General features: G+C 70.5%; 12 protein-coding genes. 2 read left to right on the forward strand and 10 right to left on the reverse strand.

The genetic code is table 11. The features are described 5' to 3' along the window. Positions 1-153 precede the first annotated feature (153 nt). The gene (locus tag IE226_RS37225) at positions 154-1110 is read left to right on the forward strand and encodes a ScbA/BarX family gamma-butyrolactone biosynthesis protein (RefSeq protein ID WP_268251310.1); all 957 of its coding nucleotides are present in this window, start codon (positions 154-156) and stop codon (positions 1108-1110) included. Between the two features lie 18 nt (positions 1111-1128). Here the strand turns inward: IE226_RS37225 and IE226_RS37230 are convergent, their stop codons facing one another. The 7 genes from IE226_RS37230 to IE226_RS37260 all read right to left on the reverse strand — a co-directional run bounded on the left by IE226_RS37230 (position 1129) and on the right by IE226_RS37260 (position 8879). Then, entirely contained in the window at positions 1129-1530 is a 402-nt protein-coding gene (locus IE226_RS37230) for a DUF6009 family protein (protein WP_190085930.1), read from the reverse strand. Continuing rightward, the gene (locus IE226_RS37235) at positions 1527-3074 is read right to left on the reverse strand and encodes a DNA primase family protein (RefSeq protein WP_229871781.1); all 1548 of its coding nucleotides are present in this window, start codon (positions 3072-3074) and stop codon (positions 1527-1529) included. The genes IE226_RS37230 and IE226_RS37235 overlap by 4 nt, the downstream gene beginning before the upstream one ends. Then, positions 3071-4192: a bifunctional DNA primase/polymerase gene (locus IE226_RS37240; protein WP_190085931.1), complete on the reverse strand. Its 1122-nt coding sequence runs from the start codon at positions 4190-4192 to the stop codon at positions 3071-3073. The genes IE226_RS37235 and IE226_RS37240 overlap by 4 nt, the downstream gene beginning before the upstream one ends. A gap of 616 nt (positions 4193-4808) precedes the next feature. Then, positions 4809-5372, reverse strand: a complete 564-nt coding sequence (locus IE226_RS37245; protein WP_190085932.1) for a hypothetical protein — start codon at positions 5370-5372, stop codon at positions 4809-4811. Further along, a complete protein-coding gene (locus IE226_RS37250) occupies positions 5372-7651 on the reverse strand; it encodes a DnaB-like helicase C-terminal domain-containing protein (protein WP_229871782.1) in 2280 nt (759 codons plus the stop codon). The genes IE226_RS37245 and IE226_RS37250 overlap by 1 nt, the downstream gene beginning before the upstream one ends. 12 nt (positions 7652-7663) lie before the next feature. Beyond that, positions 7664-7912, reverse strand: a complete 249-nt coding sequence (locus tag IE226_RS37255; RefSeq protein ID WP_229871783.1) for a hypothetical protein — start codon at positions 7910-7912, stop codon at positions 7664-7666. A gap of 184 nt (positions 7913-8096) precedes the next feature. Continuing rightward, a complete protein-coding gene (locus IE226_RS37260; protein ID WP_190085934.1) occupies positions 8097-8879 on the reverse strand; it encodes a TioE family transcriptional regulator in 783 nt (260 codons plus the stop codon). A gap of 58 nt (positions 8880-8937) precedes the next feature. On the opposite strand from IE226_RS37260, the gene IE226_RS37265 reads away from it, so the two are divergent. Next, the gene (locus IE226_RS37265; RefSeq protein ID WP_190085935.1) at positions 8938-10257 is read left to right on the forward strand and encodes an erythromycin esterase family protein; all 1320 of its coding nucleotides are present in this window, start codon (positions 8938-8940) and stop codon (positions 10255-10257) included. 34 nt (positions 10258-10291) lie between these two features. Here the strand turns inward: IE226_RS37265 and IE226_RS37270 are convergent, their stop codons facing one another. The 3 genes from IE226_RS37270 to IE226_RS37280 form a co-directional block, all read right to left on the reverse strand. Further along, on the reverse strand, positions 10292-10858 hold the full coding sequence (locus tag IE226_RS37270; protein WP_190085936.1) for a type 1 glutamine amidotransferase domain-containing protein: 567 nt from the start codon (positions 10856-10858) through the stop codon (positions 10292-10294). An 88-nt stretch (positions 10859-10946) separates the two neighbouring features. Continuing rightward, positions 10947-11543 carry a Dps family protein gene (locus IE226_RS37275; protein WP_373307094.1) on the reverse strand — a complete coding sequence of 199 codons (597 nt, stop codon included), beginning with the start codon at positions 11541-11543 and terminating at the stop codon, positions 10947-10949. 321 nt (positions 11544-11864) lie between these two features. Further along, a complete protein-coding gene (locus tag IE226_RS37280) occupies positions 11865-12461 on the reverse strand; it encodes a cytochrome P450 (protein WP_373307095.1) in 597 nt (198 codons plus the stop codon). Positions 12462-12602 lie beyond the last annotated feature (141 nt).

A 12602-nucleotide genomic window follows, 5' to 3' on the forward strand; every position in this document is an offset into this window, starting at 1 on the left:
TCTCGGGCTGTCGCCGACCTATTTCGGCCAATGCGCGAAACCGCTTCCATTGCCCATGACTTCGGGGTTGAAAACGAAACCGGTGGGTCCGTATCTTATGGACAAGTGCTCGATCGCAGGGCGTTCTTCGGGGGGAGAAGTCTGGTGCAGGTGATGGCTTCAGGAGCTGCGACACAGGACGCGGACAGATCGGCCGGGGGTGAGCATGCTTCCGCCGCATCCCACCGGACCACGACGGTGCCGAGCGAATACGTGCACCGCTCGTCGATGGCCGAAGTCTTTCTGACCGGTTGCCGCAGGACGAGCGACACCCGATTCACGCTCACCGGCCAGTGGCCGCGGGCGCACGCCTTCTTCAACGGCCCCGACGGCCGGCACGATCCGCTGCTGACCGCGGAGACGATGAAGCAGGTCGCCCTGTATCTCGCGCACGCCGAACTGGGTGTGCCGCTGGGCCATCGCTTCATGCCGTGCGACCTGTCGTTCACCGTCGACCCGGACGAACTCGCCATCGGCGCGGCGCCCAGCGACCTCGTCATCGAGGCGGACGGCGCCGACCTCATGCGCAAGGGCAGCCGCCTGGTGGAGTTCGGCCTGGACCTCACCGTCCGACGCGAGGGCCGGGTCCTCGCCACCGGCACCGTGCGCTTCGTCTGCCTCTCCCCCGGCGCCTACCACCGGCTGCGCGGCACGACCCCGGCAACTCTGCCCGCCCAGCGCCCCTCGGAGATGCCGCCGTCCGCCTTCGGCCGCGGCCTGCCCCGTGACGTGGTCCTCGCGTCGAGCGACCACCCCGGCCGCTGGCGGCTCAACCCGGACCCGGACCACCCGGTCCTGTTCGACATCGGCGACGACCACATCCCGTCGATGGTGCTCCTGGAGTCCGCACGCCAGGCGACCTGCGGACTGCTCGCCGCCGACCGCGCCTTCACGCTCACGGGCATGTCGACGGAGTTCCACAGCTACGCCGAGTTCGGCCGCCCCTGCTGGATCGAGGCCGCCCCCCTGCTCGCCCAGGAAGCCGACACCATGAGCGTCCTGATCACCGGCAGCCAGGACGGCCGCCGAGTCTTCGGCTCGCAGGTCAGCGGCACCGTCACGCGACGCTAGAAGCAACCGCCGACCGCCTCACAGCGGCAGCGTGATGCCCATCTCGCGCATCGCCCGCGACGGCGGCCCGCCTTCCGAGCGCTCCGTCTTGTAGCCCTTGCTGCTCGGCGCCAGGGTCCGCGGATCGACCGCCTCCGCCGGGGCCGAACTCGCGTACAGGCCGTCCGGATCGGAGTCCCTGTCGTGCGGAAGCAGCCAGAACACCCGGCGCCGGAAGGTCCCCGACGAGCGGGACGACTTGGCCTGCGGGCCGAGCAGCGCGTAACCGACCATGCGGCCGTCACGGTGGTAGGCGGGCCTGCCGCGCCGCGTGGGCAGGCGGTCAAGGCTCTGGCGTACGTAGTCCAGGGCGTCGATGTCCTCGAGCCAAACAAGTTCGGCCTCGTGGGAGATCTCGTCCTCTGCGATGAGGGCGCTCATGCTGTCTCCTCGTCGGCGAGCGTGGTCAGCAGTCCGATGCCCGGGTAGTACTTGCGCTGGTTGGAAAGGATCATTTCTTTCGGCGACTCAAGACCCACTGCCTCGCGGACGCGGGCGGCAAACGCCCTGGACGAGACTGCGGGAGCGCCCTCATTGTGGCACCAGGCCCGGTAAGCGGCGTACAGCTGCGCTTGTTCCGCTCTTAATTCCGGGTGGAGGGCGCAGGATTCGCCGATGAACCGCCCGGTGTGGTCCTCGGTCTCCGCGTACGCCGTCGTCGCGATGCGTACGCGCTCGGGTCCGGCGAGGTCCTTCTCGCCGCGCAGGTAGCGCCGGGCGCCGTCGATCAGCCAGTTGAGGATGCCGGGTCCCTCCTCGGTGACCAGGACGTCGGCGAGGTTGTCGACCTTGCGTTCGTCGGAGACGACGCGCTCGAAGGGGATGAGCCGCATCCGCCGCCAGAACGCGAAGCCGCCGCTGCCGACTTCGGGCCGGTGGTTGCCGAGCAGCCAGAGCTTGTGGGTGGGTTCGAAGGAGAAGAAGTCCTGCCGCATCCGCCGCGCCTTGATCCGGTCGCCGCCGGTGAGCAGCTTGACCCTGGCCTCGTCGAACTTGTCACCGGGCTTGACCTCGCTGCACACGATGACCCGGCGGCCGTGCAGTTCGGCGAGGTCGGTGGGGTGGCCCTCGTACGGGCGGGCCATCAGGAAGCCCGGCGGCGCGGCATCCGCGTAGTCGCCCAGGAGCTTCATCAGGACGTCGAGCAGTACCGACTTGCCGTTCTTGCCGGAGCCGAAGAGGAACGGCATGACCTGCCCGCCGACGTCGCCGGTGACGGAGTAGCCGAGCAGCACGTGCAGGAAGTCGATCATCTCGGCGCCCTCGGGCCCCTCGCCGAAGGTGTCGGCGAGGAACCGTGTCCAGCGGGGCGTCGGCGTGGGCCGCGGCGGCAGCGAGGTGGCGCGGGAGTGGAAGTCCTTGCCCGGCTGCGCCCGGCGCAGCACGCCGGTCCGCAGGTCGACGATGCCCGCCGGGGTGCACAGGGTGTACGGATCGGCGTCCAGGAGCGCCGCGTTGAGCACCATGCCGGGGGCCGATTTGGCCTGGCTGAGCATGGCGTTCATGCCGCTGGTGGACAGGGCGCGGCGGCGGTGCTGGAGCAGGGCGGACGCGGAGTGGATGCCGCGCGGATCGTCGCCGGCGATGGCCTCGGCGAGGTCACCGGCGGCCCACAGCACGGTGTCGTCCTCGTCGATCTGCCAGCGGTTGCCGTCCCAGCGGTACCAGCCGAGGCCCGGTACGTGCCGGTAGTCGTCCGCGTACAGCTTGACGAACAGCTTGGCGTTGCCGCGGTCGGTGAGCGTGTCGGGCAACAGGCCCTGGGGGACGGCCACTTCGGCTTCGGCGGAGGTGTCACCACGCTGCTGCGGCACTTGTACGGGCTGCGCGGACGCCTGCGCGGACTGCGCGTCGGCGAGGATCTGGACGGCCACCGCCTCGGCGTCGAAGTTGAACAGGGGTATGTCCTCGGGGGTGGCGTTCAAGGCCGCCCCCCGAGGGCGAGGGGGCGTCGCTCTCCGGCGCTCAGTCCGCTGCGGATGATGGATTCGCAGCGCCGGTCCTGTCCGGGGCGCACGTCGGCGGCAAGCTCGGCCAGGGCCCGTTCGGCCTCCTCCCGTGCCAGGTGCCCCGCCGCGACGAGTCCGCCCGCGGTGTAGGCGGCCCGGTTGAGCTTCTCGGAGAACGCGGCGCCCTGCGGCACGGCGGCGCAGGCCGCCACATCGGCCAGAACCTTGTCCAGGGCCTTCGCGGCACCCCGGCGCCCGCCACCGGCGGCGGCGACGGCCTGGCGTGCCCTGGGCGGCGGAACGGCGGCGCTCGGCGCCCTCTCGCGGGCCGGAGCGAGGTGCCCGGTGCGCTCCAGCTCGGCGGCGAGCCAGTCGGGCAGCAGGGCGGGCTCACGGGCGGTGCCGACGGGCGTGTAGGTGCCGTCGGGGGTACGGGTGCCGGGCGCGACGATGTAGCCGCCGTGGGCCCGGATGTCGACCTGCCAGGCCAGGGCACGGCCGCTGCCGGAGCCCGTGGAGGACTGCCAGCGGTGCCCGGTGTGCGCCCGGTACCAGACGTGCAGGCCGCCCGACGGGGTGCGCACACGCAGGGTTCCCGTGTCAGCGGCAGGGCTCTGGGCACCCCGCAGGGCGGCGAGCACTCCGATTGTGTGGAAGCCGTCGGCGAGTCCGGTGAGGTCGATGCCCTCGGCGATGGCGATGCCCGGCAGGAGACGGGCACGGTCGGGCAGCGGCTGTACGTGCGCGTCGATGTCGATGACGACAAGTCCTGCGGGCCCGCAGGCGACTCCCACTCCGGGGGCCCGGCCTTCGCCCGTCCCCCACCAGCGCTCGATCCGGGCCGGGTCGAGCGTGGCGGCACGGAAGCCGTGGCACCAACGCCCCTCCGGCAGACAGGGACAGCCCTCGTGGGTGTGCCCCGGGGCGCGGCAGGCCTCGCAGTTGCCCGCGGGTGTCTTGCGCCCTGCGGCCAGAGGGTGAACCGGCCACCCCTTGCGCGCGCACCACTCGGCCGTCGCCAACATCCGTCCGCCGGCCGACGACCCCCCGCTGAGCGACTGTTCGCTGCGTGAAACTCGCAGCTCAGCAGTCATGTATTTCCCCCGTCAGCGACTGAAGCGACTCAATGACGAAAACAGGTTAGCGAAACTGGTCTGAAAATTCGTGCGGTTGGGGAGGGTGTGACGATCACCGGACATCCAGCGACCGAAGCCTGACCGCAGCGACCGGACCCCTCTTCGGTCGCTGCCTGCCCCGGCACGGAAAAGTGCAGGTCAGCGGGCATACGTAACTGAGATCAGCGACTGAAGCGACTCAAGTCCCCTATATATGAAGCACACGCGCACACACGCACACGCGCGAATGTCTCGACATACCCGGACCTTGGGTCGCTTCAGTCGCTGTCTACGCCTGACCACCCCTCTGACCAGCGGGTTTCCCCGAGACCGAGCCAGCGACCGAGAGACACTTCGGTCGCTGGGCTTCAGTCGCTGTCCGGAGCGCCGCTCTCGAGCGGGCCTTGAGTGCCCGTGGAGTACGGGGTTCCGCCGAGGCCGGCCGGGCTCCCGCCGACGGGATCTTTTCGGCCGCCCTCGCGAGGATTTCGACGGCGGGTCGCTTGAGTCGCTTCGGTCGCTTCGGTCGCTGACCCGGAGGTGTCGTTGACCCGGAGGTGTCGGCGACGTGGACGTGTCAGGTGATGTGGACGTGTCAGGTGATGATGTAGCGGCCGCCGGGGAAGTCCCAGCCGTCGGTGCCCTCGCCGATGTCGTCGCAGATGACGAAGTCGATGAAGTCGTCCTCGAACGCGGCGTCGGTGAGTTCCCCCTCGCGCCACATCGCCTCGATGGAGGTCCAGTGGCCGTTACGGCCGTCGATGCGCAGGGGCGCGCTGCCGTTGGCCCCGCGGTCGCGTTCGTCGTCCCCGGTCCTGACGACGCCCCGGATCTCGAACTGGTGGTCCTTGAAGGCCTGCGGGACCGGGTCGGGCGGGGTGGTCGCGGCTGCTTCGTAGGCCTTGGCGATGATGTCGCGGTAGCTGCGCCGGACGTTGTACTCGTCGTCGGACAGCCACTTCATGAGGGTGGCGTGCGTGACGTGGAGACCGGCCTCCTCCAGGGCCGCGTAGCCGCGGTGGGTCTGGGTGAGGTGGACGAGCCGGGCGTGCCAGGTCTTGGCCTTGTAGGACGCCAGACGTCCCTTGGGCTTGGCCCCGAAGGCGGCCAGCAGGCTGTTGAGGGCGGCGCCCAGGGTGTTTCCCTGCCCACGGGGCATCAGGCGTCACTTCCCTGCGGGACTTGCTCGTCCTGCTCAGCTTGCTCTGCGTTCTCTGCCTGCTCTGCCTGCTCGAACTTGACCTTGACCTCTCCGAAGCCGGTGCCGACCTTGTACTTGGCGGGCGCGGTGCCGTCGGTCCAGAACACGGCCTCGTCGACGTTGCGAAGCGCGATGAGCGAGTGGCCGTCCTGGACGGCTCCCCAGGCGACGATCCAGTGGCGTACGGAGGCCTCGGCGACCATGCTCAGGCGCCAGTCCGGGCGCCAGAACGGGGAGTTCACGCGCTCGCCCTTGGGCCACAGCAGACGCAGGGCGATCGACAGACGCCGCTTGTACTCGATGTACGGCTCGCCACCCGCCTCGACCAGCTCGGTACGGGTCTGCTTCGCCTCCTGGTAGAAGGGCTTGAGGAGCGAGTTGTTGGCGCGCCCTGTCCAGGAGTCGTGGATGCGCAGCGGTTCGGCGATGTGCCCTTGCCGGATCAGCTTCTCCAGGATCTCCATGTGGGGGGTGGTCACCCACACCCGGCCGTCGTCGTCGGGACGGTCGGCCAGGCGCCCCAGCGGGTGGGGCATGTTCACGTGCTCCCAGGCCGGCAGATCGATCTGGAAGAGGCCCGCCTGCCCCTCCTTGCCCGTGGCTCGCTGTTCCAGGGGGCCGGTGTGCTTGAGCTTGTTCGGGGCCAGGGTGACGGCGGAACAGGCCGAGGGGTACGAACCGTTGCGGTCGATCGTGCAGAACTGGCCGGGGCCGAACTGGTCGGGCACGATCAGCCGGCGGCGCTTGCCGCCCCTCAGTCGTACGGTCTCCACCTCGGGGTGCACCCAGCGCGGCTCACCGTCCATGATTTCGTTGCACAGGGTCCACGGCTCGGAGTCGCGGTCGGCCTTGCCGATCACCGGGATCGGGTGCATCTTCGACCGGTTCACGGCCTCCTTGAGAAGACGCAACGCCGGGAAGACGGCGTCTTCGGGCTCGTCGTCCTCGTCACCGGGCCGCAGAGGATGCGGCTCCTGTTCCGGCTCAGGCTCCGGTGCTTCCTCCTCCGCGGTCTGCTGGTGTTCCGCGTCGCTGACCGTCTCCGGGTCACGGGCGACCGTCTGGGGGCCCTCGGCGCGATGAGCGGCCGCGAAGGCGTCCAGCGCGGCGCGCAGCCGCTGGCCCTCCGGGATGCCGGGCAGGATGAGCCCGGCGGCCGAGGCCAGAGCAGCCGTATAGGCACGCAGGCCGGGCAGTTCGTCGTCCGCTCCCTTGTTCACCGCGTCACGGTGGTCGGACAGGAGTTGCAGGGCGTCGGAGGGCAGCCCCCTGACGGCGCCGGAGGTGAAGGCCAGAGCGGCGTCGACCAGTTCGCGCTCGGTCTCGGCGAGAGTGAGGGGCGCGGGCTCGGCGGGAGTCACGGAGGCGGGCGGCGCGGGCGCAGGCACCGCGGGCCCGGCGGCAGGTCGGGCATCAGCGGATGGGGCATCAGCAGGTCGGGCGTCAGCGGACGGGGCGTCGGCGAAGCGGGCCATGTCGAGATCCGCCCGGAGACGAACCACCGCCTGCCCGAAGTCGCGCTCCACGACCCTGACATCGGCGATGCCGGAATCGCCGGCGGGGGCGAGGACGAGGGTCACGTCGGCGTCCAGGCCGCGCACGGCGTCGGCGTCATCGGTGTTGAGTACGGCAAGGACCGGCACCGACAACTTCCGCGCCAGCTGCGTCAGGGTGCGTACGGCGGGCGGTACCTGGTCACCGGAGAGCGGGATGTGCGGCTCGGCGCCCTGATGCAGGCGGTCCACGACGATCAGAGCCAGGCTGTCGACGTAGGGCGCGGTCTCGGCGATGGCCTCGGCGGTCAGTCCCGCGCCGTCGTCGAAGAACAGCGGGGCCTGGCCGAGGCGCCCGGCCACCGCCTCGGCGGCTTCGCGCTCAGGAGCGGTGAGCGACCCGGAGCGCAGCTTGCGCAGATCGACCCCGGCCTCGGCGGCGATGATCCATCGGGTCACGACCTCCTTCGTCAGCCCCGCGGCCGCGTACAGCACCTGGCGCCCTTCGACGAGCGCGGTGTGGCGTGCCGCGGCCAGCGCGAGGAGGCTGCCGCCCGCGCCGGGTGCCGCGGCGACCAGGGTCAACTGGCCCGCCTGCAGGCCGCCGGTGGCCGCGTCCAGGTCGCGAAGGCCGAAGGAGTGCCGCGGCGCGGCGGGTGCGAGGACGTCACCGACCATGTCACCCAGGGAGGCCAGTTTCCTGGGTGCGGGGCGGGCGGAGGCCATCTCGTCGAAGTCGCTCACGAGCCGGTCCGTTCAGATGTAGGTGACGGGGTTACGGGACAAGTGCGGGCTCGGGGTCGGCCGGCCGACGCGCGGATCTCCGAGCAGGAGCTCGCCTTCGAGGGCGTAACGATCGCCGTGCTTGCTGATGCCGGTGATCTTCGCGACCGCGAGAACGGTTCCTGACGTATTGATGATTTGCACCTCGTCCTGGGAGAGGGCCCGGTCGGCGTTGAACTTCCAGACCCCGCGCCCGGCTTCCCAGGCCTCGGCCTCACTCATGCCGGAACGCCATCCAAGGGTGGCCCGCCCCAGCAGGTCCCCCGCGTCAGCGACACGCTCGGCCCCGAGCTGGATCTGCAGCACCCGGCACACCCCTCCAGCCTCTCCGGTTACTTCCTAACTTGTTGAAAAGTTACCACGGCGGCTGTCAGGGCGGGCCCTTGGAGATCACTCCGTACCGGAGTCATCGAGGAGCGCGCTCGCCCAGGTACGCCTCCAGCTCCCCGGCCCCCTTCAGCATCGCCCGCCCGCGTGCCGACAGCCGCCCGTGCCAGTCGGACAGCGTGGCCTCCAGCGGCTCCAGGCCGCCCGCCGCCCGCACCCGGGCGATCAGCGGGGCGATCTGCTCGAGGAGGTAGCCGCCCCGCCGCAGTTGGTGGGCCAGCCTTGCGTCCCGTATGTCGGCCTCGTCGTAGACGCGGTAACCGGTCTGCGGGTCGCGGCCCGGGCGGACCAGTCCGGCGTGCTCCCATTTGCGCAACGTCGCGGGCCGGACGCCGAGTTGATCGGCCAGCGGCCCGATGAATGTGCCGCCGGGAGCAGCTCCTGGAGTCGGCTCGGGCGCCGTGCCCAGCGACTCCAGGTCGCGCAGGGCGCTCTCCACCGCCCGGAGGGTGCGTCGGTCGTCGAGGAGCTGGGCGTGGCTCTCGTCGATGAGCCGGAACGCCTCGTCGACTCCGTCCGCGACCTCGCCCCGGTTCACGGCCTGCATGATCGACGTCGCCGTCCGGTGGCCGTGCCCCGGCACCAGGGCGAGGAACGCGCGCAGGGCGCCTGCGTGCAGCGCGGTGTAGGTGCGGTAGCCGTGAGGGGAGCGGTCGGCCGGCGGGAGGATGCCGTCCGCCTCGTAGTTCCTGATCGCCTGCGTGGAGAGCCCGTGCCCGCGTGCCAGATCGACGGGCCTGAGCCGCCCGCCATCCCCGCCGGCCCGGCCGCCCCGACCCCCGCTTTGAAAGTTTTGCGCCATGGGCCGGACAGTATCGCGGAAAAGTTTCAACCGAAGGTTCAACGATAGCGTTTAAGGCATGGCTACTGACACCACCGCACGCATCGTCGCCACACAAAGGACCGCCGCACGCATCACCGCCGCACGCATCAAAGACATGGCCCGGCCCGTCGAGGCCTCCGCCCTCATGCGGCTTCTCCCCGCCCGGCCCCGGCTGCTCGCCCTGGGTGAGCCCACCCACCGGGAGGACGCGCTGCTAGACCTGCGCAATGACCTCTTCCGGCAGTTGGTCGAGCAGGAGGGCTGCCGGACGATCGCGATCGAGAGCGACTGCATGAAGGGCCTGCTCGTCGACGACTACGTCACCGAGGGCAAAGGCGGCACGCTCGACGAAGTCCTGGAGCGGGGCATCAGCCACGACTGGGGCTCCTCCCCCGCCAACCGCGAGCTCATCCGCTGGATGCGCGCCTACAACGTCCGCGCCGACAACGACGGCCGCCCCGCGTCCGACCGGCTCCGCTTCGCCGGTTTCGACGGCCCCCTGGAAATCACCCACGCCGCGAGCCCCCGCCAGGCCCTCACCGCACTCCATCGCTATCTCGCCGCCCGCGTGGACGCGGACCTGCTCCCCTGCACCGCGGACGTGCTCGACCGGCTGCTCGGCGCCGACGAGCAGTGGACCAACCCCGCCGCGATGATGGACCCGGCCCAGTCCGCGGGGCAGTCGGCAGAGGCCGGCCAACTGCGGCTGCTCGCCGACGATCTGGTGGCGCTGCTCGACGAGCAGACACCGCACCTGCTCGCGACGACGTCACGGCAAGAACTGGACCGGGCCCGCCTGTACGGACGTACCGCGACCGGCCTGCTGCGCTACCACCACTGGATGGCCGACACCTCGCCGGCCCGCATGGCGCGGCTCCTCGGCGTCCGGGACCAGATGATGGCCCACAACCTCATCGCCGTCGCTGAAGCGGCTGAAGCCACCGAACCCGCCGAACCCGCCGAGCGGGCGCCGGCACCGGCGTTCGTCCACGCCCACAACAGCCACTTGCAACGGGAGAAGAGCACGATGCAGATGTGGCAGGGGCCGGTGGAGTGGTGGAGCGCCGGTTCGCTGGTGAGCGCCCGGCTCGGCGAGAAGTACGCCTTCGTGGCCACCGCCCTCGGCACGATCCGGCACCAGGGCGTGGACACTCCGCCGCCGGACACGCTCGAGGGCCTCCTGTACGAGCTCCCGCAGGACCCTTGCGCCATCGACGCCCCGCGCCTTGCCGCCGCCCTGGCCGGCCCACCGCCGGCGCTGCGCGTATCCCCCTGGTTCGGCTACGCCCCGCTCGACCCGGCCCACCTGGCGGACTGCGACGGCCTCGTATTCGTCAAGGACGTCCCGCTGAGCTGAGCGCGCGAAGCCAGAGGTGGTGACAGCGCTGGGTTCAGGAGCCGGCCAGGGTCTTGCTGATCGCGCCGACGAAGTCGTCGAGGTCCTTCGGATTCCGGGACGTGATCAGCGTGTAGCCGTTGGCTTCGCAGGTCACGACGGACTCGTCGACCCAGCTCTTGACGCCTGCGTTGCGGACGTCGGTACGTACGGAGATGTACGAGGTCATGGTCTTGCCGCGCAGGACATCGGCCTCCACCAGGGCCCAGGGCCCGTGGCAGATCGCGGCGATCGGACGCCCCGAACCCGCGTACGCCTTGATCGTCTCCAGGGCCTTGGACTCCAGGCGGAGGTTGTCGGCGTTGATGGTGCCGCCCGGGATCACGAGCAGCTCGTGCCCGTCGGGGTCCACCGCGTCGAGCGTGGTGGTGGGCTCCATCGTCTCGCCGGGGTCCCGGTCGCCCACCAGCGTCTGGATGGGGTCGGAACTCACGGCCGCGACGGTGACGTCCGCGCCGTCCTCACGCAGCCGACGGACCGGCTCCAGCAACTCGTCCTGCTCGACTCCGTAGTTGGTGACGAGTACGAGTACCCGGTGGCCGTTGAGCGGCTTGTCCGACATGACGATGCGCCTTTCTCTCGTGTTTCGGCTCTCTCGTGTTCCTGCTGATCAGCTCATTGCTCGCTCACTGATCAGCTCATTGCTCGGCTCACTGCTCGTTGGACTGCTCGGCTGCTTCCGTCTCGGTGGAGGCGCCGGCCGTGGAAAGGGTGCCGCCCGCGGTCTCCAGGTGCGCCCGGACGAACCACTGGAACTGCTCCAGATCGCGCAGCTGCCCGATCAGCAGATCCTCGGTGGCCGGGTCGATCTCGCCCACCGTCTTGATCGCGGCGCGCAGGTCCTGGAGCACGCCGGTGTAGACGAGGTCGAGCGCGCCGAGGTGGGCGATGGCGTCGTCACGGCCGACGCTGTAGTCCTTCCAGGTGCGCTCCTCGACGAGCGCGCCCGGCGTGCCGTGGGCGACACCGCCCAGGGCCGCGAGCCGTTCGGCGACGTCGTCGGCCATGTCGCGGACGCGGTCGACCTGCGGGTCGAGCATCTCGTGTACGGCGATGAAGTGCGGGCCCACCACGTTCCAGTGGACGTGCTTGAGCGTGAGGTGCAGATCGTTGAGGGAGTGCAGTCGCAACTGCAGCACCTCGATGACCCTGCCGGCGTCCTGCACGGTGAGGCCGGGAACGGTGTAACGGGGGGTTGCCTCGGAAGCCACAGCTATGTCTCCTGTCTCGTACGGGTTTGCCCCCATCCCGGTAACCCGTGATCGGCGTACGAAACCCACCGCGGCCAGTTCCGCGCCGGACCGCGGCACGGACGGCGACCTGCCGTCTCCAGCAAAGGCACCACCGACCGGGACCGCCACCCAGGGCCGTCCGTTTGCCTGTAAAGGTGCAGTTCCTGCCGCTGATCGGGTGCACGGACGGCTCGGCGGGCGGGGACTGGTGTGAGCAGTTCGACGAGCCCCTGCCCCGCTCGGGGACGGAGTAAGGGCTCGTCCCGCGCCTGCCCGGCACCGCCGCCGGGATGCGGCACACCACCCTGATGGAGCAGTAGGCCCACGGGCTGCGGGCTAATAGAGCCGCGGGTTCATGAGGAAGCCGCTGCGGGGTGCCGTGGGGATGCGGCGCAGGGGGATGCTGAGGTCCTGCTCGGGCACGTCGTAGTGCAGGGCGGCCAGGCGGGGTACGAGGGTTTCGAGGACCGTCAGGGTGACGTCCTCGCCGGGGCAGCGATGGTTGGTCGCGGGGTCGCCGCCGCCCTGCGGCACCAGCTCGTCGCGGCCGGGCTCGCGGCCCACGAAGCGGCGGGGGTCGAAGATGTAGGGCTTGGGCCACAGCTGCGGGTCGTGGTTCTGCCCGTACAGGTCGAGCAGGACCATGCTGCCGACCGGGATGTCCTGCCCCTGCCAGTACAGGTCGGCTGCGGCGATGCCCCCGACGAAGGGCGCGAAGGGGTAGAACCGCCGGACCTCGTGGGCGAAGGCGCGCGCGTACGCCGCGTCGCCGTCGGCGAGGAGCTTGCGGTGTTCGGGCCACCGGTGCAGGGCGTGCCCGGCGAAGGTGAGGAACCACGCGACCGCGACCGTCGGGCGGATCACGTTCAGGACCTCGACCGCCGCGGTATGCGGATCAAGCGGTGTCCCGTCGGCGTCATGGTGGGCGGTCACCGTCTCGAGCACCGAGCCCGCGGGTGCCTCCTCCGTCCCGTTACGGATGCGCTCGACGCGCCCGGCGAGCCGTTCCTCCTGAGTAGTTGTTTCTCTTCCTCGTCGCCCTTCGGTGGGTAGTCACCGCTGGTCGTGGGTGGT

The sequence above is a fragment of the Streptomyces longisporoflavus genome, from assembly GCF_014649775.1.
Classification (GTDB): Bacteria; Actinomycetota; Actinomycetes; order Streptomycetales; family Streptomycetaceae; genus Streptomyces; species Streptomyces longisporoflavus.

Bases quoted from the DNA above. Each gene is read 5' to 3' on its own strand.
- IE226_RS37230 (WP_190085930.1), bottom strand. From the start codon at position 1,530: ATGAGCGCCCTCATCGCAGAGGACGAGATCTCCCACGAGGCCGAACTT.
- IE226_RS37265 (WP_190085935.1), top strand. From the start codon at position 8,938: ATGGCTACTGACACCACCGCACGCATCGTCGCCACACAAAGGACCGCC.
- IE226_RS37260 (WP_190085934.1), bottom strand. From the start codon at position 8,879: ATGGCGCAAAACTTTCAAAGCGGGGGTCGGGGCGGCCGGGCCGGCGGG.
- IE226_RS37270 (WP_190085936.1), bottom strand. From the start codon at position 10,858: ATGTCGGACAAGCCGCTCAACGGCCACCGGGTACTCGTACTCGTCACC.
- IE226_RS37240 (WP_190085931.1), bottom strand. From the start codon at position 4,192: ATGACTGCTGAGCTGCGAGTTTCACGCAGCGAACAGTCGCTCAGCGGG.
- IE226_RS37255 (WP_229871783.1), bottom strand. From the start codon at position 7,912: ATGAGTGAGGCCGAGGCCTGGGAAGCCGGGCGCGGGGTCTGGAAGTTC.
- IE226_RS37275 (WP_373307094.1), bottom strand. From the start codon at position 11,543: ATGGGGGCAAACCCGTACGAGACAGGAGACATAGCTGTGGCTTCCGAG.
- IE226_RS37245 (WP_190085932.1), bottom strand. From the start codon at position 5,372: ATGCCCCGTGGGCAGGGAAACACCCTGGGCGCCGCCCTCAACAGCCTG.
- IE226_RS37225 (WP_268251310.1), top strand. From the start codon at position 154: ATGGCTTCAGGAGCTGCGACACAGGACGCGGACAGATCGGCCGGGGGT.